Origin of the sequence: Micromonospora sp. DT46, from assembly GCF_049841735.1 — a bacterium.
Classification (GTDB): Bacteria; Actinomycetota; Actinomycetes; order Mycobacteriales; family Micromonosporaceae; genus Micromonospora; species Micromonospora reichwaldensis.
Map to the genome: position 1 here is coordinate 834,948 of NZ_JBNCKW010000001.1, position 22,270 is coordinate 857,217.

General features: G+C 74.1%; 22 protein-coding genes and 1 pseudogene. 12 read left to right on the plus strand and 11 right to left on the minus strand.

Annotation, left to right across the window (positions count from 1 at the left end; translation table 11 throughout):
* Nucleotides 1-89 precede the first annotated feature (89 nt).
* The 3 genes from ACLQ20_RS03905 to ACLQ20_RS03915 form a co-directional block, all read right to left on the minus strand.
* The gene (locus ACLQ20_RS03905; protein ID WP_425854180.1) at nt 90-1,049 is read right to left on the minus strand and encodes a zinc metalloprotease; all 960 of its coding nucleotides are present in this window, start codon (nt 1,047-1,049) and stop codon (nt 90-92) included.
* Between the two features lie 250 nt (nt 1,050-1,299).
* Nucleotides 1,300-1,896: a dihydrofolate reductase family protein gene (locus ACLQ20_RS03910; RefSeq protein ID WP_358114729.1), complete on the minus strand. Its 597-nt coding sequence runs from the start codon at nt 1,894-1,896 to the stop codon at nt 1,300-1,302.
* Nucleotides 1,897-2,661 carry a TIGR03089 family protein gene (locus ACLQ20_RS03915; protein WP_425854182.1) on the minus strand — a complete coding sequence of 255 codons (765 nt, stop codon included), beginning with the start codon at nt 2,659-2,661 and terminating at the stop codon, nt 1,897-1,899.
* Between the two features lie 249 nt (nt 2,662-2,910).
* Between ACLQ20_RS03915 and ACLQ20_RS03920 the strand changes: the two genes are divergently transcribed.
* Nucleotides 2,911-4,071: a hypothetical protein gene (locus ACLQ20_RS03920; RefSeq protein WP_425854183.1), complete on the plus strand. Its 1,161-nt coding sequence runs from the start codon at nt 2,911-2,913 to the stop codon at nt 4,069-4,071.
* 41 nt (nt 4,072-4,112) lie between these two features.
* Here the strand turns inward: ACLQ20_RS03920 and ligD (ACLQ20_RS03925) are convergent, their stop codons facing one another.
* Nucleotides 4,113-5,027, minus strand: coding sequence for a non-homologous end-joining DNA ligase (gene ligD, locus ACLQ20_RS03925; RefSeq protein ID WP_327030311.1), 915 nt, complete (start codon nt 5,025-5,027; stop codon nt 4,113-4,115).
* Nucleotides 5,017-5,958 (minus strand): non-homologous end-joining DNA ligase, encoded by a 942-nt coding sequence (gene ligD, locus ACLQ20_RS03930; RefSeq protein ID WP_425854250.1) that lies wholly within the window; start codon nt 5,956-5,958, stop codon nt 5,017-5,019. Before ligD (ACLQ20_RS03930) ends, ligD (ACLQ20_RS03925) begins: the two co-directional genes overlap by 11 nt.
* 86 nt (nt 5,959-6,044) lie before the next feature.
* Here ligD (ACLQ20_RS03930) and ACLQ20_RS03935 point away from each other — a divergent pair, with 86 nt between their 5' ends.
* From ACLQ20_RS03935 to ACLQ20_RS03970, 8 genes and pseudogenes are all read left to right on the plus strand, one after another.
* Complete coding sequence (locus ACLQ20_RS03935; protein ID WP_425854184.1) at nt 6,045-7,061, plus strand: Ku protein; 1,017 nt, start codon at nt 6,045-6,047, stop codon at nt 7,059-7,061.
* A 96-nt stretch (nt 7,062-7,157) separates the two neighbouring features.
* Entirely contained in the window at nt 7,158-7,550 is a 393-nt protein-coding gene (locus ACLQ20_RS03940; RefSeq protein ID WP_151457489.1) for a MerR family transcriptional regulator, read from the plus strand.
* Entirely contained in the window at nt 7,520-7,867 is a 348-nt protein-coding gene (gene trxA, locus ACLQ20_RS03945; protein WP_151457488.1) for a thioredoxin, read from the plus strand. Before ACLQ20_RS03940 ends, trxA begins: the two co-directional genes overlap by 31 nt.
* Before the next feature lie 82 nt (nt 7,868-7,949).
* The gene (locus ACLQ20_RS03950; RefSeq protein ID WP_358114720.1) at nt 7,950-8,594 is read left to right on the plus strand and encodes a DUF4241 domain-containing protein; all 645 of its coding nucleotides are present in this window, start codon (nt 7,950-7,952) and stop codon (nt 8,592-8,594) included.
* 88 nt (nt 8,595-8,682) lie between these two features.
* Nucleotides 8,683-9,370 (plus strand): annotated as a pseudogene (locus ACLQ20_RS03955) (FKBP-type peptidyl-prolyl cis-trans isomerase).
* 161 nt (nt 9,371-9,531) lie between these two features.
* Nucleotides 9,532-10,422, plus strand: a complete 891-nt coding sequence (locus ACLQ20_RS03960) for an SCO6745 family protein (protein WP_151457717.1) — start codon at nt 9,532-9,534, stop codon at nt 10,420-10,422.
* A 46-nt stretch (nt 10,423-10,468) separates the two neighbouring features.
* On the plus strand, nt 10,469-11,122 hold the full coding sequence (locus tag ACLQ20_RS03965) for an HAD family hydrolase (protein ID WP_358114714.1): 654 nt from the start codon (nt 10,469-10,471) through the stop codon (nt 11,120-11,122).
* 89 nt (nt 11,123-11,211) lie between these two features.
* Nucleotides 11,212-12,228 carry an NADPH:quinone reductase gene (locus tag ACLQ20_RS03970; protein WP_425854186.1) on the plus strand — a complete coding sequence of 339 codons (1,017 nt, stop codon included), beginning with the start codon at nt 11,212-11,214 and terminating at the stop codon, nt 12,226-12,228.
* A gap of 200 nt (nt 12,229-12,428) precedes the next feature.
* On the opposite strand, the gene ACLQ20_RS03975 is transcribed toward ACLQ20_RS03970, so the two are convergent.
* Nucleotides 12,429-14,078, minus strand: a complete 1,650-nt coding sequence (locus tag ACLQ20_RS03975; RefSeq protein ID WP_425854187.1) for a fatty acid--CoA ligase — start codon at nt 14,076-14,078, stop codon at nt 12,429-12,431.
* Between the two features lie 83 nt (nt 14,079-14,161).
* On the opposite strand from ACLQ20_RS03975, the gene ACLQ20_RS03980 reads away from it, so the two are divergent.
* Entirely contained in the window at nt 14,162-14,653 is a 492-nt protein-coding gene (locus ACLQ20_RS03980) for an NUDIX domain-containing protein (protein ID WP_151456579.1), read from the plus strand.
* Nucleotides 14,654-14,748: 95 nt separating this feature from the next.
* Here the strand turns inward: ACLQ20_RS03980 and ACLQ20_RS03985 are convergent, their stop codons facing one another.
* Entirely contained in the window at nt 14,749-16,416 is a 1,668-nt protein-coding gene (locus tag ACLQ20_RS03985) for an MDR family MFS transporter (RefSeq protein ID WP_425854189.1), read from the minus strand.
* 108 nt (nt 16,417-16,524) lie between these two features.
* The gene (locus ACLQ20_RS03990) at nt 16,525-17,085 is read right to left on the minus strand and encodes a type 1 glutamine amidotransferase domain-containing protein (protein ID WP_425854191.1); all 561 of its coding nucleotides are present in this window, start codon (nt 17,083-17,085) and stop codon (nt 16,525-16,527) included.
* 113 nt (nt 17,086-17,198) lie between these two features.
* Here ACLQ20_RS03990 and rfaE2 point away from each other — a divergent pair, with 113 nt between their 5' ends.
* Both rfaE2 and ACLQ20_RS04000 read left to right on the plus strand, forming a co-directional pair.
* Complete coding sequence (gene rfaE2 / locus ACLQ20_RS03995) at nt 17,199-18,992, plus strand: D-glycero-beta-D-manno-heptose 1-phosphate adenylyltransferase (protein WP_327030304.1); 1,794 nt, start codon at nt 17,199-17,201, stop codon at nt 18,990-18,992.
* On the plus strand, nt 18,989-19,867 hold the full coding sequence (locus tag ACLQ20_RS04000) for a glycosyltransferase family 2 protein (RefSeq protein WP_425854193.1): 879 nt from the start codon (nt 18,989-18,991) through the stop codon (nt 19,865-19,867). Before rfaE2 ends, ACLQ20_RS04000 begins: the two co-directional genes overlap by 4 nt.
* A gap of 27 nt (nt 19,868-19,894) precedes the next feature.
* Here the strand turns inward: ACLQ20_RS04000 and ACLQ20_RS04005 are convergent, their stop codons facing one another.
* The 3 genes from ACLQ20_RS04005 to ACLQ20_RS04015 are packed head-to-tail and all read right to left on the minus strand — an operon-like array spanning nt 19,895 to nt 22,117.
* Entirely contained in the window at nt 19,895-21,016 is a 1,122-nt protein-coding gene (locus tag ACLQ20_RS04005; protein ID WP_425854195.1) for a glycosyltransferase family 9 protein, read from the minus strand.
* Between the two features lie 8 nt (nt 21,017-21,024).
* On the minus strand, nt 21,025-21,573 hold the full coding sequence (locus ACLQ20_RS04010; protein ID WP_151456573.1) for an Hsp20/alpha crystallin family protein: 549 nt from the start codon (nt 21,571-21,573) through the stop codon (nt 21,025-21,027).
* A 37-nt stretch (nt 21,574-21,610) separates the two neighbouring features.
* On the minus strand, nt 21,611-22,117 hold the full coding sequence (locus tag ACLQ20_RS04015) for a DUF2231 domain-containing protein (protein WP_151456572.1): 507 nt from the start codon (nt 22,115-22,117) through the stop codon (nt 21,611-21,613).
* Between the last annotated feature and the right edge of the window lie 153 nt (nt 22,118-22,270).

Here is a 22,270-nt window from a genome sequence, read left to right on the forward strand (position 1 = left end):
TAATGTTTCCCCGCCCGGGCCGGTGTATCCGGGGTGGGGGGCCGGGGGGGGGGGCCGGTCCCCCCCCGGCCCGCCACCCGCGCACTGCGTCAGCCGGCGCCGCCGGCTCGGAAGGCGACCCAGGCGTCGCTCATCCGGTCCGCCTGACCCGGCGTGAACATGTTCATGCAGGAGTCCTGCGTGTAGTCCATGAAGTTGTGGATCGGGTCCAGCCCGGGTGCGGTGCAGGTGTCCGCGCCCACCGGGCAGTTGAACTGCGGCGCCGCCTCGCGCGGGGTGTCCGCGACGAAGTCGCCGGCGGCGGAGCAGCCGTGCGCGAAGGTGTGCTCCAGCATCAGCCAGTGCCCGACCTCGTGCGTCAGCGTGTCACCGAGGGCGTACTTGCCGGCCGTGCCGCCCGGCATCGACTCGTCGAGCATGACCACGCCGTCGATGTAGTCGCGGCCGTTGTTGTAGCCCTTCGGGAAGTACGCCCAGCCGAGCAGGCCGCCGCCGATGTTGGCCGCGTACACGTTGAGGGTCTCGGAGTCGCCGGTGTGCAGCGCCTTCTTCATGTCGCGCTCGTTCTTGCCCGGCACGACGGTGTACCAGTTGCTGTTCACCGTCCACGTCGTGTCGACGAGGTCGAACCGGAACGGCGTGTCGGAGGCGTTGGCGGCGGTACGGCCCGCGAACGAGTCGTTGAGCACCTTCACCTGCGCCGCGATCAGGGTGTTCCACCGGGTCGTCTCGGCCGCGCTGAGCGGGTGGTCGGAGATCATGTGGAAGACCGTCGGCACGGTGACGCTGCCGTTGGCCAGGCGCGGGGCGTCCTTGATGACGCCGTAGGCCTTCGCCTCGTTCTTGGAGTACAGCTCCGGCTCCTTGGCCGTGGCGCCCTCGGCGAGCCGGGCCGCGCCGTGCCCGTGGGCGTCCGGCTCGCACTCGGCCGCGCCCGGGGAGACGGGCAAGGGCGCCGCCGACACCGCGCCGTAGGCGCCGCCGGACGCCAGGAGCGTCGCGGCGGTGGCGGTGAGGACCGCGAGTCGGAAGATGGGTCTCCTGTGCATCGGTGCACCTTTCAGGAGGATGGAGGCGGTGCGAAGTCGACGCGGGGTTGTCATGACCAGGTCGATGACGTCGTCTCCCCGGTATGAGACCACGTCGATCGCCCATGCAACAGACCTGCGGAAAGAGCCTGTTTTCCCTGTAACGCCAGGGGGCCGGGGAGCGCTGATCGAAGGCGCGCGGGGCGTTCCGCGGCCCGCGCCACGCCTGTTCGGGGCGTACCGGCGAGGCTCGTTTCGTCCTTTCGGACGGCTACCGTCGGCGGACCCGGTAGTAGAGGTGGGTGACCCGGTCGCCCTCGACGACCGTCGGGTTCGACAGCTCGACGGGGGCGTCGCGGACGTGGTCGAAGAACGGCACGCCGTCGCCGAGCAGGACCGGCACCAGGTTGACCCGGATCTCGTCGAGCAGCCCGGCCGCCAGGCACTGGCGGGCGATGCTGCCCCCGTTCACCGCCACCCAGCGGTCGCCGGCCAGCTCCCTGGCCTGCGCGACGGCGGCCTCCACGCCCTCGGTGACGAAGGTGAACGGCGCGCCCGGCCGGGGCCAGCCGTCCGGCACGTGGTGGGTGACGACCACGACGGGCTTGTCCATGGGGTGCCGGCCGTCCCAGGCGTCCACGAGGTCGAACAGCCGTCGGCCGACGACCAGGGCGCCGGTGTCGTCCAGGGTGTGCCGCAGGTGCCCGGCGCTCGCCTGCGAGGTGCGGAACGTCATCTCCGGCTTGGCGGTTGCGGTGGCGACGTCGCCGTTGCCGTACCACTGGAAGAGGTGGTCGAAGCCGCTCTCGCCCGGGCCGGCGATGTAGCCGTCCAGCGACATGCTCGCCTCGGTGTAGATCCCGGCCATCTACAGCACCCGGGTGATCTGCTCGGCGGCGATCCGGGCGTCGAGCCGGGCCGGGTCCAGGTTGGCGCAGAGCACCACCGACGCGCCGACGGCCAGCGGCGCCAGCAGCCAGTAGACGGGTTGCTCGTGCTCGGCGACGTCGACCAGCAGGCGGTCGCCGGCCCGCAGGTCGAGCCGTTCCGCCACGGCCAGCGCGACGCTGCCCCACTCGCGGTAGCTCGTGCCGTCGGGGCTGGCCGCGTCGGTGCTGGTCAGCGGGGCGGACGCGGGCAGCGCGTCGGTGTGCCGGCCGACCTCGGTGAGCCAGTCCAGGTAGCCCAGGGGCCGCTCCCCGCGCGGCGCGGCGCCGAGGGAGAGCACGTAGCGGTGCCGCGCCTCGGGCACGTCCTCCAGCCAGTCGTCCAGCCGCTGCGCGCTGACGAAGAGCGCGTCGTACGGCCGGTCGGCGCCCGGTTCGAGCGACGGCAGGCCGGCGGTCGCCCGGGGGCGGAACGACACCGCCACCCCGGCCGACCAGGCGCCCAGCAGCACGGCGGCGGTCTGCCAGTGCGCCGGGAGCATCACCGCCGCCCGGTCGCCGACACCGAGCCCGCAGCCGTCGCGCAGCAACCCGGCGGCCCGCGCCGCCCAGCCGCCCAGCTCCGTCGCGGTCAGGTCGACCCGCTCGCCGGTCGCGTCGTCGAGGTAGGTCAGCAGGGGCCGGTCCACCTCCGCCGTCCGGCCACCGGCCAGCGGCTCCCGAACGAGGGCATCGGTCATGTTCATCTCGCACTCCTCGGCAGGCTGCGGCCACCCTACTCAACGGGCGGCGGGCCGACGGGGCACCGACGCGCCGGTCCCGGGCACCCGCGCCGACACCGCGGGGGCACCGCACAGGCACTGGCACCGCACCGTGCGTGACACTTCCGGGTGCGGTGGGTCGGGCAGGCAGCGCCGCCGCACCGGCACGGGCATTGACCGGCGTTGCCACACTCGTGACGCGGACGGTCCGCCGAGGCCCAGGGAGGCTGCGTCATGCAGACAGACGAACGTGTGCCCCGGGCCCGGCGGGGCGGGACGCTACGGGGCGCCGTGGCGCTGGCGGTACTGCTCGCCGGGGCGGCGCTGGCCCGGCCGGCGCCCGCCGCGGCGGACCCGCTGCCGGACCCCAACCCCACGGTGACCGCCACGGTGTGGGCGCACTCCCCGACCACGACCGAGTACCGCATCACCGGCGGCTACAGCGCCCACTCCGGCGACGGCGACGTCGTGGTGCGGCGGACCGGCACCGGGGCGTACACGGTGATGCTGGAGGGGGCGGCGACCAGCGGCGGGGTGGCGCACGCGGTGGCGTACGGGGGCGGGCCGGTCCTCTGCACGGTGGCGAGCTGGTACCGCAGCCCGATCGGCGCCCCCGACCTGCTGATCCAGGTGCGCTGCTTCGCCGCGACCGGCAGCCCGGCGGACAGCCGCTTCGTGGCCACCTTCACCAACGTCCGGCAGGTCGGTCAGGGCCGGCTGGCGTGGTTCGTCACCGACCAGGCGCAGCCGACCGGCGTACGCACGCTGCCCGCCGCCTACCGGTACGACTCGGCCGGCGGGACGGTCTCCTACGAGCGCCTCGACAAGGGCCGGTACCGCTTCCTGATGAACCCGAACCCGCCCAGCGAGGGCGGGGCGATCTTCCCGATGGCGCACGTGACCGCGCTGGGCGGCACCGCCGTGCACTGCCAGCTCGATCCGCCGGACGGGTGGGTGGTCCACTGTGCGAACGCCGCCGGAAACCCGGTGGACGCCCGCTTCGCGGTCACGTACGGCTCCCGGGTGGACCTGTTGGGCCGGGCGTTCGGGCCGCGCTTCGCCAGCGGCGTGTTCCACGGCGAGAACGTCAGCGGCACCTGGATCGGCGGCGAGAGCTACAACTCGACGATCCCGGGCTTCGGCGGCGCGACGGGCACGGTGCTCGGCACCGGCCGCTACCAGGCGCGCTTCGCCGGCACGGCCACCGGTTACGGCACCGCCTTCGTGAACTCGTTCGTGACCAGTCTCCAACGTCCGCCGCGCGGCTACTGCGTACTGGCCGGGTGGTCCCCGTCCGGGGCCGACACCGTCGTCTCGGTCAACTGCTACACCTGGCTGGGCGTGCCGGCCAACCTGAACGCGCGGATCTCGTACACCACCTGGCCGGCCGCCTGACGCCGCTGCCCGGCCGGCCCGCTCCCGCCGGCCGGGTTCTGTCAGGGGGCGGGCAGTTCGGGGCCGCCGTCGAGTAGCGGGGCCAGCAGGTCGCCCTGCTTCTCCACCCGCTTCAGCACCTCCCCCGCCGTGTACGGCTTCGTCGCCGGCCTCTTCCCTGCCGCGCCCGCCTCGACCTCGTCCCAGGTCAGCGGGGTGGAGACGGACGGCACGGACTGCGCCCGCAGCGAGTACGGCGACACGGTCGTCTTGGCGGCGTTGTTCTGGCTCCAGTCGATGAAGACCTTGCCCGGCCGCAGGTTCTTGGCCATCTTCGACACGACCAGCTTCGGGTGCGCCCGCTCCAGCTCCTGCGCGATCCGCTTGGCGTAGTCGGACACGTGGTCGGAGGACTGGCTGCCGGCGATCGGGCAGCAGAGCTGCATGCCCTTCTTCCCCGACGTCTTGGGATACGAGGAGATGCCGTCGTCGGCGAGCCGGTCGCGCATCAGCAGCGCCACCTGGCAGCACTGGCGCAGCGCCGCCGGCGGCCCGGGATCGAGGTCGACGACCATCATGTCGGGGTGCTCGCCGACCTTCCACTGCGGCGTGTGCAGCTCCAGCGCGGCGAGGTTGGCCAGCCAGACGAGGGTGGGCAGGTCGTCGGCGACCACGTAGTCGATGGTGTCCCGGCCCTTGCTGGACCCGGGCGCGGGCAGCGTCTCGGTGCGTACCCAGCCGGGGGTGGCGGCCGGGGCGTTCTTCTCGAAGAAGGAGCCGCCGGTGACCCCGTTGGGGAAGCGGATCCGGGTGAGCGCCCGGTCGGCCAGGTGCGGCAGGAGCACCGGGGCGATCCGGGTGTAGTAGTCGATCACCTCGCCCTTGGTGAACCCGGCCTCGGGATAGAGCACCTTGTCCAGGTTGGAAAGCTCCAGCGCGCGTCCCTCGACGTCCACCTTGAACCGTTCAGCCGGCATCGTCGACCTCCTCGGCGGGTTTGTCCGGCCGCAGCCGGAGCACCCGGGGGAACCGCAGTCGCCCGTCCGGGGTGCGCTGGCCGTACTTGACCTCCACCACGACCAGGGGTGTTACCCAGATCGCGCCCCGGGCATCCTCGCGCGGCACGTCCCCGGCGAACGGCGACGCGCCGGCGCGCAGCGGCTCCAGCTCGCGGAGCAGTTCCCGCTCGATGGCCGCGCCGATGCCGCCACCGACGCGCCCCCGGTAGGTGAGCCGCCCGTCCGGGCGCGGCACCCCGACCAGCAGGCCGCCGATCCGGCGCGCCCCGGGCCGCCAGCCGCCGACCACGAAGTCGCCGGTGACCTCCAGCTTGACCTTCACCCAGTCGGGCGAGCGCACGCCCGGCCGGTAGACCGCGTCGACCCGCTTGGCCATCACCCCCTCCAGGCCGTGCTCGCCGGCCGCCTCGTAGGTGGCCGGGCCGTCGCCGAAGAGCGGCGACACCGCCCACCGGGCGCCGCCGAGCGCCAGGCCGTCCAGGGCCTCCCGCCGGCGGGCGTACGACCGGCCGGTCAGGTCCTCGCCGTCGAGCCGGAGCAGGTCGAAGATCATGTACGTCACCGGGGCGACCGCCGCCAGCCGGGTGGCCTTGTTCCGGTCGCGGACGTGCATCCGCTCCGCCAGGGCCGTGAACGAGGGCTGGCCGGTCTCGCCGAGCAGCACCACCTCGCCGTCGAGCAGCGCGTCGCCCGCCTGCTCGTGCAGGGTGGCCAGCTCGGGGTACGCGGCGGTGATCTCCACGCCGCTGCGGGCGTACAGGTGCTGCCGGCCGCCGGAGATGTCGGCGAGCGCGCGGACGCCGTCCCACTTGAACTCGTACGCCCAGCCGGCACCCGCCGGGAGCTGCCCGGTCATCGCGAGCATCGGCTTGAGCGGCGCGCCGGGCACGTCCCGACTGTACTTGCGCACCGAAGCGCTCGCGTGGCCTTCGATCATTTGCGATCCTGGGCTGTACCGGCGAGAGGAGCACGGGGATGCGGGCCATCTGGAAGGGAGCCGTCTCGTTCGGGCTCGTCTCCATCGGGGTCAAGCTCTACTCGGCCACCGAGGAGAAGGACATCCGGTTCCACCAGGTGCACCGGGAGGACGGCGGGCGCATCCGCTACAAGCGCACCTGCCAGATCTGCGGCGAGGAGGTCACCTACGACGACATCGCCAAGGGCTACGACATCGGCGGCGGCGAGATGGTGATCCTCACCGACGAGGACTTCGCCGAGCTGCCACTGTCCAGCTCGCGCGCGATCGACGTGCTGGAGTTCGTCCCCGCCGAGCAGGTCGACCCGATCCTCTACAACAAGGCGTACTTCCTGGAGCCGGAGGGCACCGCCACCAAGCCGTACGTGCTGCTGCGCGACGCGCTCGCCGACTCGGAGCGGGTGGCGATCGTCAAGGTGGCGTTGCGCCAGCGGGAGCAGCTCGCCACGCTGCGGGTCCGCGAGGGCGTGCTGCTGCTCAACACGATGCTCTGGCCGGACGAGATCCGGAAGCCCGACTTCGGCTTCCTCGACGAGGACCTGAAGGTCCGCCCGCCGGAGCTGGCGATGGCCAGCTCGCTGATCGACTCGATGGCCGGCGAGTTCGAGCCGGACGCCTTCACCGACGACTACCGGGCGGCCCTGCAGGAGGTCATCGACGCCAAGGTGGAGGGTCGCGAGGTGGTCCAGCCGGAGGAGGTCGAGGAGGCCCCGGCCGCGGCGGTGGACCTGATGGCGGCGCTGAAGGCGTCCGTCGAGCGCGCCCGGTCCGCCCGGGGCGAGGCGCCGGCCGGCGGCGGCGGGGAGCCGACCCCGATCTCGGCCGCCCGCTCGGCGCAGAAGAAGGCCGCCGAGAAGAAGGCGGCGAAGGCGCCGGCCAGGAAGACCGCCGAGAAGAAGGCCGCGCCGAAGAAGGCTGCCGCCAAGAAGGCCGCCCCGAAGAAGGCCGCCGAGGGCGAGAAGAAGCCCGCCGCCAAGAAGGCCGCCGCGAAGAAGGCGGCCCGCAAGACGGCCTGACCCCTGGTCGTACGCGTACCGCCGCCCGCCCGGCCGAGGTTGCCTTGACGCCGGTGACAAGGTCTAGCGTCGGTCGGGTCGGACGAGGGAGGTCGGATGCTGATCGGTGAGCTGGCGGAGCGCGCCGGCACGAGCACCCGGGCCCTGCGTTACTACGAGACGCACGGCCTGGTCCGGGCGGCCCGCTCGGCCAACGGCTACCGGGTCTACGACGAGGCGGAGCTGCACGTCGTACGCGAGATCCGGGCGCTGCTGGCGGTGGGCTTCGGCCTGGACGACATCCGCCCGTTCGTCGCCTGCCTGCGGGCCGGAAACGCCTCCGGTCACGTCTGCCCCGACTCGGTGGCCGTGCTGCGGCGCAAGCTGGCCGAGCTCGACGCCGGCATCGACCGGCTGCACGCGGTCCGCCAGGAGCTGCGCGACCAACTCGCCCACGCCATCACCCACCGGGAGGAAACATGCTCGAGACTGCGCCGGACGGCTCGCTGACCGCTGTCACCGACGACACCTTCGCCACCGTGGTGCTCGCCGCCGACCGGCCGGTGGTGGTCGACTTCTGGGCGGACTGGTGCCCGCCGTGCCGGGCCATCTCCCGCAGCCTCGCCGAGCTCGCCGAGGAGTTCGCCGGGCGGCTGGTCGTGGCCACGATCGACACCGACGCCAACCCGACGGCCACCCGCACCTACGGCGTGATGTCCCTGCCCACCCTCCTGGTCTTCCGCCACGGGCAGGTGGTCGGCTCGATCGTCGGCTCCCGCCCGAAGCACCACCTGCGCCAGGGGTTGGCACGGCATCTCGAGGGCTGAACCGCCGGCCGGCGCGGTGCGGTCTCGCGGGTGCGGATCGCCGCGGGTACGCTCCGCCGGCCCCCGCCGCGAGAGGAACCCCATGCCGTACACCCCCGACCTGGACCGGCTGCTGACACCCGGCGCCCGCTTCGCCGACGAGCACGCCACGTACGTCATGGAGGTGCACCCGCTGGGCGACGTCGTGCTGCCGACGGGGCGGGTGGTCGGCTGCGACCCGGTGGCCTGCCCCGAGGACGAACCGTTCACGGTCGGGGTGGCCCCCGGCCGCTACCCGGCGCGGGCCTGGGTCGCGGTGGTGCGGGGCGAGGACACCGAGGCGGACCGGCGGGTGGCCGCCCTCGAACTGGTGGTCCACGACGAGCCGACGGCGCGCTGGGAGATGGCGCTGGTCGGCGACCAGGACGTCTCGGCCCTCAAGCCGGACGGTTGGTTCGGCTACGGGGTGGACACCGGCATCGGCACCCTGGCCGATCCCACCGCGCTGGCCGCCCTGGAAACGTGGGACGAGGGCGCGGTGACGGACGTCTTCGTCGCGGACGAGCCCGCGGGCGGGCCGGTGCCGGGGCACGTCGCCGCGGTGCTCGACGAGGCGACCGGGGCCAACGTGGTGACGGTCTGGTCCGGCTGGGGCGACGGCTGCTACGGCACCTGGATCGGGCGGACCGCCGACGGCCGGGTCACCTCGTTCGTGACCGACTTCATGGTGGTGCCGGGGCCGGCGTGACCCGTGCGGCGGGAGCGGCCACGGTCGAGGCGGCGCGGTGGGCGGCCGGGCGGGTACCGTGTGCGTCGGCTTTCCCCCCGGCACTCCGATGCCGGCCACCACCTTCGCAGCAGGGAGTCGACGCCGTGAGCGAGCGTACGCAGAACCGGTCCCAGAAGTCGGAGCGGCGGCTGGCCGCCCAGTTGGCCGCCCAGAAGGCGGCCGAGGCGAAGCGCCGCCGGCAGGCCTGGGCCGGCGGGCTCGCCGGGGTCGCGGTCGTCGCGGTGCTGATCACCGTCTTCGTGACGATCGGGCGCAACAGCGACGGTGACAAGGACCAGACGGCCAGCGCCCCCTCGGCCGGCCCGTCCGCCAGCGCCCCCGCCGCCGACGCGCCCCCCGCCCCGCAGCTGCCGGAGGGGGCCGACCCGGCCCTGGGCACCAAGCCGAAGGTCACCGCCGGCGAGGGCGAGCTGAAGAAGCTCGTCGTGACCCCGATGATCAAGGGCACCGGCCCGGCGGTGAAGAAGGGTCAGATGATCACCACGAACTACGTCGGCGTCTTCTACAAGGACGGCAAGGAGTTCGACTCCTCGTGGAACGCCGGGCAGCCGGCCTCCTTCGCCATCGGCGTCGGCCAGGTCATCCCGGGCTGGGACCAGGGCCTGGTCGGGGTGACCGTGGGCAGCCGCGTGCAGCTCGACCTTCCGGCCGAGCTGGCGTACGGCACGAACCCGCCCGGCGGCCGTCCCGCCGGCCCGCTGCGCTTCGTGGTGGACGTGCTCGCGGCCCAGTGATCCGCCGGTCGGCCCGTGACCGGGCCGTTGCCCCGCGATAGCGGCCCGGTTCGCCCGGGATGTCGCCCGTCGTTGATGCAGTAGCCCACAGAGGGCTTCCGGCCCCTCAGCCACCGGCAGTAGGTTCAGCGTCACCCCGGGCGGTCCGACCGTCCGGGGTGATGACCGGACCGGACGCGGAGGTGCACGTGACGGCGCTGGACGACGCGGGGCGGACCGCCCGGGTGTTGTGGACCCACTACGAGCCGGTCCACGCGATCACCTACTTCCACCCCCGCGCCCGGGCCGCCTTCGAGGCGGTCGGGCTGCGGGGCTTCTGGCGCGGCTACTTCGCCGGCCGGGCCGCGCCGCTGGGGGCCGCCGAGCCCGCCCCGGTGACGGCGGCGTTCTTCAACTTCGCCCCGCACACGGTGGCGCGGGCGCTGCCGGCCGTCTGGCGGCTGGCCACCCCGGAGGAGGCGCTGCGGGCGCGGCTCACGGGCGCCGTGCAGGCGCTGGCCGAGCTGACCTACGAGCTGCCGGAGTCGCACCTCGTCGAGGCGGCCGAGCTGCTGGAGGCCGCCGCCGCCGAGGCGGAGCCCGCCGGCCGGGTGCTGGGCGCCGCCAACGCCGCCCTGCCGCGCGGCGAGTACCCGCTGGCCCGGCTCTGGCAGGCCGCCACCACCCTGCGCGAGCAGCGCGGCGACGGGCACATCGCCGCCCTGGTCGCGGCCGACCTCGACCCGGTGGAGACGCTGGCCTGGCGGGTCGCGGTCGACATCTCGCCGCTGAACCTGCTCGGGCGCGGCTGGTCCGAGGAGCAGTGGGCCGCCGCCCGCGCCCGGCTGGCCGAGCGGGGCTGGCTCACCCCGGACGGGAAGCCGACCGAGCAGGGTCTCGCCCGGTTCCAGGCGATCGAGGACGCCACCGACGCCGCCGCCGCCCGCCCGTGGCGGACCCTGGGCCCGGAGCGCGCCGAGCGGCTGCGGGAGCTGCTCGAGCCGATCGCCCGCGCCGCCCACACCGTCATCCCGGAGGGCAACCCGATCGGCCTGCCCGCGCTGCGGAGCTGACCCCCGCCCGCCGGCCCGGACGCTGCCGATGGGGCAGGATGGGTTCGTGGCGGATGCGGTGGTCTTCGACCTGGACGGCGTGATCGTGGACTCCGAGCCGGTGTGGGAGGAGGTCCGGCGGGCGTACGTCGCGGCGCACGGCGGCACCTGGCAGCCCGACACGCAGCGCCGGCTGATGGGCATGAGCACCGGCGAGTGGGCCCGCTACCTCAGCGGTGAGCTGGGCGTCGACCGCAGCCCCGAGCAGGTCGCCGCCGAGGTGATCGAGGAGATGACCCGGCGGTACGCGCAGCGCGTACCGCTGATCGACGGGGCCGACCAGGTCGTGCGCCGGCTGGCCGAACGGTGGCCGCTGGGGCTGGCCAGCTCGTCGCCTACCCGGCTGATCGCGGCGGCGCTGGCCGCGACGGACCTGACCGGGGCGTTCGGCGCCACGCTGTCGACCGAGGAGACCGAGCGGGGCAAGCCGGCGCCCGACGTCTACCTGGCGGTTGCCGAGCGGCTGGGGGTCGACCCGGCCCGCTGCGTGGCCGTGGAGGACTCGTCCAACGGCGTCCGCTCGGCCGCCGCCGCCCGGATGACTGTGGTGGCGGTGCCGCACGGGGCGTACCCGCTGGACCCGGACGCCGAGCGCCTCGCGACGCTGGTCCTGGGCACGGTCGGGGAGGTGACCCCGCAGGCCGTGGACCGCCTCGGGTAGGCAGCGTGCCCGGCGCGGGCATGAGCGCGGATCCGCCGGGTACCGCAGCCACGGCGCCCCGGCCGGGGCCGCCGGGTGAGGAGACGGGGATGAAGGCGATCGTGTACGAGCGCACCGGCGACGCCTCGGTGCTGCAACTGGTCGACCGGCCGGTGCCGGAGCCCGGCCCCGGCGAGGTCCTGGTGCGGGTGGCGTTCTCCGGGGTGAACCCGACGGACTGGAAGGCCCGCTCGCAGGGGCCGATGCCGGGCGACTGGCAGACGCCCGGGCAGGACGGCGCGGGGGTGATCGAGGCGGTGGGCGAGGGCGTCGACCGGGACCTGATCGGCGAGCGGGTCTGGCTGTGGGAGGCCGCGTGGCAGCGGCCCTGGGGCACCGCCGCCGAGTACACGGTGGTGCCGGTACGGCAGGCGGTGCCCCTCGGCGACGCCTCCTTCGAACTGGGGGCCAGCCTGGGCATCCCCTTCCTCACCGCGCACCGCTGCCTTACCGCCGGCGAGTACACGGCGGACCGGCTGCGCGCGGGCGCGCTCAGCGACCACACGGTGCTCGTGCAGGGCGGGGCGGGCGCGGTGGGCAACGCGGCCATCCAGCTCGCCCGCTGGGCGGACGCCTGCGTGGTCGCCACCGTCAGCAGCCCGGAGAAGGCGCAGTTGGCGGCGGCGGCCGGCGCGTCCTTCGTGGTCGACTACCGGGAGCAGGACGTGGTCGAGGAGGTCCGCAAGATCGCGCCCGACGGGGTGCACACGATCGTCGAGGTCTCCGCGGCGCGCAACGCCGCCGCCGACGTCCAACTGCTCCGGCGCGGCGGGGCGGTCTGCGTCTACGCCGACGACGGCGGGGACGAGGTGACCCTGCCGATCCGGCCGTTGATGGCGCCGAACGCGCGGTTCCAGTTCGTCCTCGTCTACACCGAGCCGAAGGCGGCCAAGGCCCAGGCGGTGGTGGACGTGGCCGCCGCGGCGGCGCAGGGCGGGATCCGGGTGGGCGAGGACGCGGGCCTGCCGCTGCACCGTCACCCGCTCTCGGCGGCCGTCGCGGCCCACGAGGCGGTGGAGAACTCGGTGGTCGGGAAGGTGCTGATCACCACGAGCGGGGACGAGTGACGGCCGGAGGCCGAAAGCCCTCTGAGCTGGGCGGATTTCCCCGTAGTGGGCACAGAGGCGAACAAGTTTCGCAACAATGACGGTGCGGGTACCCCGCATGGAGCGGGCGGCCCCGGCGCGGTGCGAACGCCGGGGCCGCCCCTGGGGAGGGAATTCAGGAGTGTTCCCTACCCCAACAGGCGACGGTGCGCCTGAGAACGTTACGGGGCGGTCAGCTCCCGGACACTCAGTTCGCCCCCGGCGTACCGGGAACGGACGACCTTCTTGTCGAACTTGCCGACGCTGGTCTTCGGCACCGCGTCGATGACGGCCCAGCGTTCCGGCAGCTGCCAGCGGGCCACCGACCCGGCCAGGAACTCCCGCAGCTCCTCGACCGTCGCCGACGCGCCCTCGCGGAGCACGACGGTGGCCAGCGGCCGCTCACCCCAGCGCTCGTCGGGCACCCCCACCACGCAGGCCTCCAGCACCGCCGGGTGGGCCATCAGGGCGTTCTCCAGCTCGACCGAGGAGATCCACTCGCCGCCGGACTTGATGACGTCCTTGGCCCGGTCCGTGAGCGTGATGTAGCCGTCCGGCGAGAGGGTGCCGACGTCGCCGGTACGCAGCCAGCCGTCGCGGAACTTCTCCTCGTCCGGCACGTCGTCGCCGACGTACCGCGCGGTCACCCACGGCCCGCGGACCTCCAGCTCGCCGACCGACGCCCCGTCGGCGGGCAGCGGCTCGCCCAGCGGGCCGACGATGCGGGCCTCGACCCCGGCCGGCACCCGGCCCTGCGTGTAGCGGTAGCGCCAGGCCTCCTCGCCGGTCGCGCCGGCCGGCGGCCGGGAGACCGAGCCCAACGGGGACATCTCCGTCATCCCCCAGGCGTGGATGACGTCGATGCCGTGCCGCTCGGCGAACGCGTGCATCAGCGCCGGCGGGCAGGCCGAGCCGCCGACGATCACCTCCCGCAGCGAGGAACTGTCCACGTCGTGGGCGTCCAGGTGGGCAAGCAGGTCGGTCCAGATGGTCGGCACCGCGCCGGCCAGGGTGGGCCGCTCGGCGGCGATCATGTCGGCGATCGGCCCGGCCTGGAGGAACCTGTCCGGCATGATCAGCGACGCCCCCGAGAGGAAGGCCGCGTACGGCAGGCCCCAGGACATCGCGTGGAACATCGGCACGATGGCCAGCTCGCGGTCGGTCGGGCCGAGGCCGAAGCCCTCCGGCATGCAGACCTGGAGCGAGTGCAGGTAGATCGAGCGGTGCGAGTAGGCCACGCCCTTCGGGTTGCCGGTGGTCCCCGAGGTGTAGCAGAGGGCGGCGGCGTCGCGCTCGTCCACCACGGGCCAGTCGAAGACGTCCGGGCGGTCGGCCAGCAGCGCGTCCCAGTGGTGCACGGTGATCCGGTCGCCGGCCGCCGCCGCGAGCGGGGCCGGGTCGCCGCCGCCGACGACCACCACGTGCCGCACGGTGCCCATCTCGCCGATCACCCGGGCCAACAGCGGGATGAGCGTCGAGTCGACAAGCACCACCCGGTCCTCGGCGTGGTTGGCGATGTAGGCGACCTGATCGGGGAAGAGCCGGAGGTTGAGGGTGTGCAGCACCGCGCCCATGCTGGGCACCGCGAAGTACGCCACCAGGTGCTCGGCGTTGTTCCACATGAAGGTGGCGACCCGCTCGTCGCCGGTGACACCGCACTCGTCGCGCAGCGCGTGGGCCAGCCGGGCCGCCGTGCGCCCGACCTCGGCGTACGTCATCCGGCGCGGCTCGCCGCCCGTCCAGGTGACGACCTCCGCCGTGCCGTGCACGGTGGCGCCGTGACCGAGGATCCGGGAGACCTGGAGGGGAGCGTCCATCATCGTGCTACGCATGGGTAACAAAGTAGTGTCGGCGGTCACAGGTTGGGAACCCTGGAATGCCGGTCGAGACCGTAACGGCACCGTAAATTGTCCGGGTGAGCATCTCCTGGGCCGATTCGTACGTGGGACAGCTACGCGCGCTCGCCGGTGACCGGACGCTGATGTTCGTCGGCGCCCGCGCCGTGGTCCGCGACAAGGCGGGGCGCCTCCTGCTGATCCAGCGCTCAGACAACGGGCAGTGGGCCCTGCCCGCCGGGGCGATGGAGCTGGGCGAGTCCATCGCCGACTGCGCCGTCCGGGAGGTACGCGAGGAGACCGGGCTGCGCGCGCTGCGGGTCAGCGCCTTCGCCCTCTACACGGGCCCGGACCGCACCCACACCAACATGTACGGCCACACGTACCAGATCTTCACGACCGCGTTCCGCGTCGACGAGTGGGACGGCGCGCTGACCCGGATCACCGACGAGACGACCGACGCGGGCTTCTTCCACCGGGCGCAACTGCCGGCCCCGCTCTCCGCGAGCGTCGCCGAGACCGTCGCCGACCTGGACGTCTTCGAGCAGACCAACCGGCTGATCCTCAAGTAGGCCGCCCGACCCGGCCCCGACCGGTCCCGACTCGGACCCTAGGTCGGGACCGGAGCCGAGGCCGAGGTCGGGAGCCGGAGCCGCGGTCGGGCCGGTCAGAGCATCGTCTGGCTCTTCGCCTCCATCTCGGCGGCGGCCTCCTGCTTCGACTCCCTGTCCAGCGGCTTGCCGCCGGGCGCCGGGCCCTCGCCGCCGAGGCCGTCCGTGCCGCCCGTGGCGCCGCCCGGGCCCGCACCGCGCAGCTTCTCGTTCGGCAGCGCCAGCGTGACCAGCACCGCCACGATCGCGATCAGGCCGGTGGTCAGGAAGACCAGGTGCAGCGACTCGACGAACGCCGCCTGGACGGCCGCGCGCACCGGGGCGGGGAGCGCCAGGATGGTCTCCGGATCGTTGACCGAGACGTCCGCCCCGCCGCTCGCCGCGACGGCGGCCTGCTGCTCCGGCGGCAGTACGGCGATCGCGCCCGGCAGCCGGTCCGCGAGTTCCGAGGTGAGCCGCGACGACAGCACCGCGCCGAGGATGGCGACGCCGAACGAGCCGCCCAGCGACCGGAAGAACGTCGCCGACGAGGTGCCGGCGCCCAGGTCGCGCATCGACACGGAGTTCTGCACGGCCAGGATCAGCGACTGCATGCAGAGCCCCAGCCCGACCCCGATCACGACCATGTAGCCGAAGGCCACCCAGAGCGAGGTGTCCACCTCCAGCCGGGTGAACAGCAGCATGCCGACCAGCAGCACCGCCGCGCCGGATACCGGGAACCACTTGTACCGCCCGATCCGGCTCATCGCCCGGCCGGTCAGCACCGAGGTGACGATGATGCCGGCCATCATCGGCAGCATCAGCAGTCCGCTGCGGGTGGGCGAGGCGCCCCGGACGATCTGGAGGTAGAGCGGGATGAAGATGATCGAGCCGAACATCACCAGGCCGAGCACGAAGCCGGCCGAGTTGGCCAGCGCGAACGTGGCGCTGCGGAACAGCCGCAGCGGCAGGATCGGCTCGGCCACCCGGGCCTCCTGGAGCACGAAGAGCACGCCGAGCACCGCGCCCGCGACGAAGAGGCCGATGATCACCCCGGAGCCCCAGGCGTACTCGTTGCCGCCCCAGCTCAGCGCGAGCAGCAGGCTGCTCACCCCGGCGACCAGCAGCGCCGCGCCGAGCCAGTCGATCGAGTGGTCGCGCCTGGTGAACGGGATCAGCCGCAGCACCCGGGAGCACACGATGATCGCCAGGATCCCCAGCGGCACGTTGATGTAGAAGATCCACCGCCAGTCGGTCTCGGCGAAGTAGCCGCCGACCAGCGGTCCGGCGACCGACGAGAGGCCGAAGACCGCCCCGAACAGGCCCTGGTAGCGACCGCGATCCCGGGGCGACACCACGTCCGAGATGATGGTGAACGCGAGCGTCATCAGGCCGCCGGCGCCGAGGCCCTGGACCCCCCGGGTGACGATGAGCTGGGTCATGTCCTGCGACAGGCCGGCCAGCAGCGAGCCGAGCAGGAACGTGCCGATGGAGAAGAGGAAGACGGGGCGTCGCCCGTACAGGTCGGCCATCTTGCCGTAGAGCGGCGTCGAGGCCGTGGAGGCCAGCAGGTACGCGGTCACCACCCACGAGTAGTGGTTGATCCCGCCCAACTCGCCGACGATGGTCGGCAGCGCGGTGCCGACGATGGTCTGGTCGAGCGCGGCCAACAACATGCCGGTCATCAGGCCGAACATCAGCAGCCGGATCTGTCGCCCGCCGAGCGCCGGGGCTTCCGTGGTCATCCCGCCTCCTTTCCCCGCTCACCCGAAACATGCGTGCGGAGCGTAGGGCACCTTGTCGATCGTGGGGCCGGTGGCGCTCCGGCCACCGACCTCACGACCAACGATCGGTCAGCGGGACGAGTGCGGGCCCTCGGCGAACTCTTCGACGATCTTGGCGCAGAAGGCCGGCAGATCGTCCGGCTTGCGGCTGCTGACCAGGCCGCCGTCCGTGACGACCTGCTCGTCGACCCAGTCCGCGCCGGCGTTGGCCAGGTCGGTGCGCAGGCTGGGCCAGGAGGTGAGCCGGCGGCCCCGCACCACGTCCGCCTCGATGAGTGTCCACGGCCCGTGGCAGATCACCCCGACCGGCTTGCCGGCGTCGAAGAACGCCCTGACGAAGCGCACCGCGTCCGCGTCGGCCCGCAGGAAGTCCGGGTTCGCCATCCCGCCGGGCAGCACCAGCGCGTCGTAGCCGCCGGCGTCCGCGTCGGCCGCGGTCACGTCCACGTCGTACGTCTTCGACTGGTCCAGGTGGTTGAAGGACTGGATGGTGCCGGGCTTGAGCGAGACCAGCTCCACCGTGGCGCCGGCCTGCTCCACCGCCTCGCGGGGCTGGACGTACTCGACCTCCTCGACGCCGTCGGCGGCCAGGAACGCGATCCGCTTGCCCTGAAGTGTCGTCGCTGCCATCTCGGTCTCTCTCCTCTCCGGGGTACCGTCCGTCCCTTCCCGGGGCCCGGTGCCCGAAACCCCTCCCGGCGGCGGCAGGTTTGGCCCGGATGCCCCGGGGGACCCGGGACGGCATGGCAGGAGGAGCAGCGGAACAGCGCCGGCTCGCCGCAGTGGTGGAGGGCTGGCTGGGTCGTCCCGTCCTGGTCGTCGGGGACGCCATGCTCGACGAGTGGCGCTTCGCCGAGTCCGACCGGCTCTGCCGGGAGGCGCCAGCCCCGGTCCTCACCCTGCGCCGGCGGATCTCCGCGGCCGGCGGGGCGGCGAACACCGCCGTGAACGTCGCCGCGCTCGGGGGCCGGGCGGTGCTGGTGGCGCCGGTCGGCGCGGACGTCGCCGGCGACGAACTGCACGACTGTCTGGACCGGGCCGGCGTCTGGGACCGTACGGTCAACCAGCCCGCCCGCCCGACGCCGGTGAAGCGGCGGATGCTGGCGGGCAACCAGATCCTGCTCCGGGAGGACTCCGGCGACCCCGACGACGTGCTCGACGCCGACGGGGTGGCCCGGCTGCTCACCGCGCTGGACTGCGCCACCGAGGAGCTGCGCGCCGCTGGCGGCGAGGCGCCCACCCTGGTGGTCTGCGACTACGGCCTGGGCGCGCTGCCCGCGCCCGTGCGCGCCTGGCTGGTGACCCACCGGGAGCGGTACGCGACGGTCGCGCTGGACGCCCACGACCTGGCCGACTGGCGCGGCCTGGCCCCGACGGTGGTGACCCCCAGCTTCGCCGAGGCGACCCGGCTGCTCGCCCGGGCCGCCGGCGCCCGTCCGGCACCCGGTGCCGGGCTGCACCTGGACCACCCGGACGGCGACCCGGCCGACGGCCCCTCCGAACTGACGGTGGGCGTCTCCCCCGGCGGTGTCGCGCCGCACCACGCCGTCCACCGCCCCGGCCCGACGAACCCGACCGGCGAGCCGACGGCCGGCGAGGGCCGGGTGGCGATGACCGGGAACGGGCTCACCGTGACCGGCACCGGCGTCACCGTCAACGCCACGGCCGGCGAGGGCGTCGACCGGGCCGTGCTGGCCGAGTCCCGCCTCGCCGAGCTGCGCGCGCACACCGGCGCCGACGTGGTGGCGGTGACCCTGGACACCGACGGCGCGGTGGTCGGCGGGGCGGACGGCGAGCCCCGACGCAGCCACAGCACCCCCGTGCCGGCCAGCCACGCGGTCGGGGCGGGCGACGCGTACCTGGCGGCGATGACGCTGGCGTTGGCCGCCGACGCGCCGCTGCCCACCGCCGCGCAGCTGGCCCAGCTGGCCGCGACCATCACCGTCTCGGACACCGGCACCTGCGTGTGCCGCCGGGAGGACCTGCTCGTCGCGCTGGACGCACCGGTCGACGGGGCCGGCCACCGGGCGCTGGTCGGCATCGACGAGCTGGCCGCGCTCGTCGAGGAACACCGCCGGGCGGGCCGCGCGATCGTCTTCACCAACGGCTGCTTCGACGTGCTGCACCGGGGCCACGTGCGCTACCTGGAGCAGGCCCGCGCGCTCGGCGACCTGCTGGTGGTGGCGGTCAACTCCGACGGCAGCGTACGCCGGCTGAAGGGCCCGGACCGGCCGGTCAACCCGGTGGAGGACCGCATCGCCCTGCTCGCCGCGCTGGCCTGCGTCGACCACGTGGTGGTCTTCGAGGAGGACTCCCCGGCGGAGCTGATCGAGGCGGTCCGCCCCGACGTGTACGTCAAGGGCGGCGACTACCCACCGGAGATGGTGCCCGAGGCGCCGCTGGTACGCAGCCTCGGCGGGCAGGTCCGCACCCTCGGGTACGTCCCCGACCGGTCCACCTCGGCGATCATCGACCGGATCCGGGCGCACGGCCAGGAGCCGCAGGAGGACACCTCCCTGACGCCCGAGCCGTCGTGAACCGCCCGCTCGACCTCGGCACGGCCGGCGGGTTCCGCGCGGATCGGCTGCTCGACGTGCTGATCCCGACCCGCAACCGCCCCGCCGAACTGGCGGTCACCCTCTCCGGGCTGGCCGCCCAGGAGGGCGTACCCGGCTTCGGCGTGGTGGTCAGCGACCAGTCCGACGGCGACGCCGCGTACCGGCACCCGGCGGCGGCCACCATGGTCCGGGCGCTGCGCCACCGGGGGCACCCCGTGCTGCTGACCCGCCGGCTGCCCCGGCGCGGGCTGGCCGAGCACCGGGCGTACCTGCTGGCCGCCTCCGCCGCCCGGTACGTGCTCTGCCTCGACGACGACGTCTGGCTGGAGCCGGGCACGTTGCGCCGGCTGGTCACCGCCATCGAGGAGCTGGGCTGCGGCTTCGTCGGCAACGCGGTGCACGGGCTGTCGTACGCCGACGACGTCCGGCCGGAGACGCACCGACATTACGAGGAGTGGACCGGCCCGCCCACGCCGGAACGGATCCGCCCCGGCACGCCGGAGTGGGAGCGGGCGTCGATCCATTCGGCGGCGAACCTGCTGCACGTCACGCGGCAACTGGACCTGCCGTCGGGTGGCTGGCGGGCGTACAGGGTGTCCTGGATCGGCGGCTGCGTGCTCTACGACCGGGCGAAGCTGGTCGACTCCGGCGGGTTCGACTTCTGGCGGCGGGTGGACGAGAAGCACCAGGGCGAGGACGTCGCCGCCCAGCTCGCCGTGCTGGCGCGCTTCGGCGGCGCCGGCGTCCTGCCCAGCGGCGCCTACCACCTGGAGTCGCCCACCACGGTCACCGACCGGGAGGTGGAGGCGTGGGAGGTCGTGCTCGCCGAGGAGGAGACGGCGCAGCCGGCCTGAGCCGACGCGCGCCCGCCCCGGGGCCGTTCAGGGGGCGCCGGGCTCCGGGCGGAGCAGCTCGCGGGCCGCCTCCAGGACCTCGACCACCGGCACGTCGGTGACGAAGGAGTCCCGGTGCGGGCACTCGCCGTCGCCGGGGCGGTGCGGGTAGATGCCCGGGGTGCAGTCCACGCCGCAGACCGGGCAGAGCACCGTCCACGAGCTGATCGGCCGGTGCCGGCCGCGCACTAGGTTCGCCACCGTGATCAGGTTGCCGACCCAGTAGATGCCGACGGTCGCGGTGCCCACGGCGGCGGCCAGGTGCAGTGGCCCGGTGTCGTTGGAGACCACCAGCTCGCAGCCGGCGTAGCAGCCGGCCAGGCCGCCGAGGCTGAGCGTGCCCACCTGCGGCCGGACCGGCACCCCGGCCGCCGCGACCACCCGGTCCACCACGTCCTGCTCGGCGGGCGTGCCCGTGACCAGCACCTCGTACCCGTCGCCGACCAGCTCGCGGGCCACCTCGGCGAAGCGTTCGGCGGGCCACCGGCGGCGGGTGTCGGTGGCGCCGGGGTGCAGCGCCGCTCTCGGCCGCTCCGCCGGGCCGAGCACCTCGGCCGCCTCGGCCCGGTCGGCGTCGGTCACGGCCAGCGCCGGGACGATCGTGGTGGCGCCCGCGCCGACCAGGCCGGCCACCTCCAGGTAGCGGATCACCTCCTGCTGGTAGTAGACGTACCGGATCCAGCGGTCCAGCGGCGGCGCGTCCTCGGCGCGCAGCCCGGCGGTGACCCGCGCCCCGAGGGCGGCGACGAACGGGTTGGAGTTGGCCCCGCCGCCGTGCAGCTGCAACGCCAGGTCGAAGCGTTCCTCGCGGGCCGCGGCCAGGAAGTCGTCAAGCGTCGACTCCGGCTCGCCCGGATCGGGACCCCGGATCCCCGGCGCGGGCGGCACCACCAGCACGCGGTCCACCGGCCCGGGCCGGTCGCGCCAGAACTTCGCGTGCCACGGCGCGCCGAGCAGCACGATCTCCGCTTCCGGGTACGCGGCCCGCAGCGCGTCCAGCGCCGGCAGGACGAAGATGAAGTCCCCGAGCGCGTTGGCGCGCAGCACGGCGATCCGCTCAACGTCGGGCACGCGGCCGCTGGCCGGGCCGAGCAGGTTCGGGGTGCCCACGCGGCTCGTTACGGCCGGTCGGTCTCGCCGACGGCGATGTCCGGGTGGTGCATCTCCCGGTCCGCGGCCGGGTCGAGGACGCTCGGCGTACCCCCGTCGGGGCCGGCGGGTCGGGGGCCGGTGCGGCCGACGGTGATGGTGCGCGGCGCGGGCCGGGCGGCCCGGGGCAGCCGCACCCGGAGCAGGCCGTGGTCCATGACCGCGTCGATGCTGTCGGGGTCCACCCGGGACGGCAGGTCGACCCGGTACTCGAAGCCCCTGGTCTCGAAGCCGCCGGGGATGCCGTGGTCGGCGTTGACCTCGGCCTCGGAGCGGGCCCGGACGCAGAGCTCGCGGTCGTCCAGTTCGACGGCCACCTCCTCCGGCGCCACCCCGGGCAGCCGCACCACGACCTCCCAGCCGTCGGCGGTCTCGGCCATCTCGACGTCCGGTGGCCCGGCCCGGCCCCCGACCAGCCGGCGCAGCTCCGAACGCAGCGACTGGAGTTCGCCCATCGGATCCCAGCCCTGCTGACGGCCGCGCCAACCCCGGCCGGTCCCGCCGCTCTGCTCGCTCATGCCGGCCCTCCGCTGACGACCCGCTCGCTGCGCTCGCTCATTGCACCTCTCCGATCCGGTGGGTGGCCGCCGGGGATCGCAGTGAGCTGGGCGCGTCCAGCCCGGCCTCCCGGTCCACGCCGACGCCGAGCCGGTCGACCAGTTCCCCGCCCAGCCAGGCGCTCACGCCGAGGATGGCCAGCGCGACCACCTCGATGGCGATCAGCGCGCCCCCGGCGGCCCGGGATTCGGCGTTGAGCCGGACCACCCAAATCGCGGCGAAGAGCAGGATCACCGCCACGTTGGCGGCGGCGTGGGTCAGCGCCACCCGCTTCGCGCGGGTGGCCGACGGGATGGCCAGCAGGTCGAACGTCCCGGCCGCCGCGGCCAGCAGGCCGCCGATCAGGCCGACGGTGATGTTCCAGTACGCGACCTCGCCGAGGAAGTCCGGCCCGCCGACGGTGTCCACCAGGTCGAACAGGACCGCGGTGACCAGCAGGCCGACCGGGAACATGACCAGCATCGGGTGGACGGGATGACCCAGCACCTTGAGCCGGCTCTCCATCGGGCCTCCACTGCTCGATATCTCCGGGCGGGTCGGGTCAGTCTCTCCGGGCGGGTCGGTCTCTCCGGGGCGGGTCGGGTGAGGCGGTACCCCCGCCCTGGAGGGACAAACCTCGCGCTGGTCGCGCTCTAGGCTGACTCGTGGCGGACACCC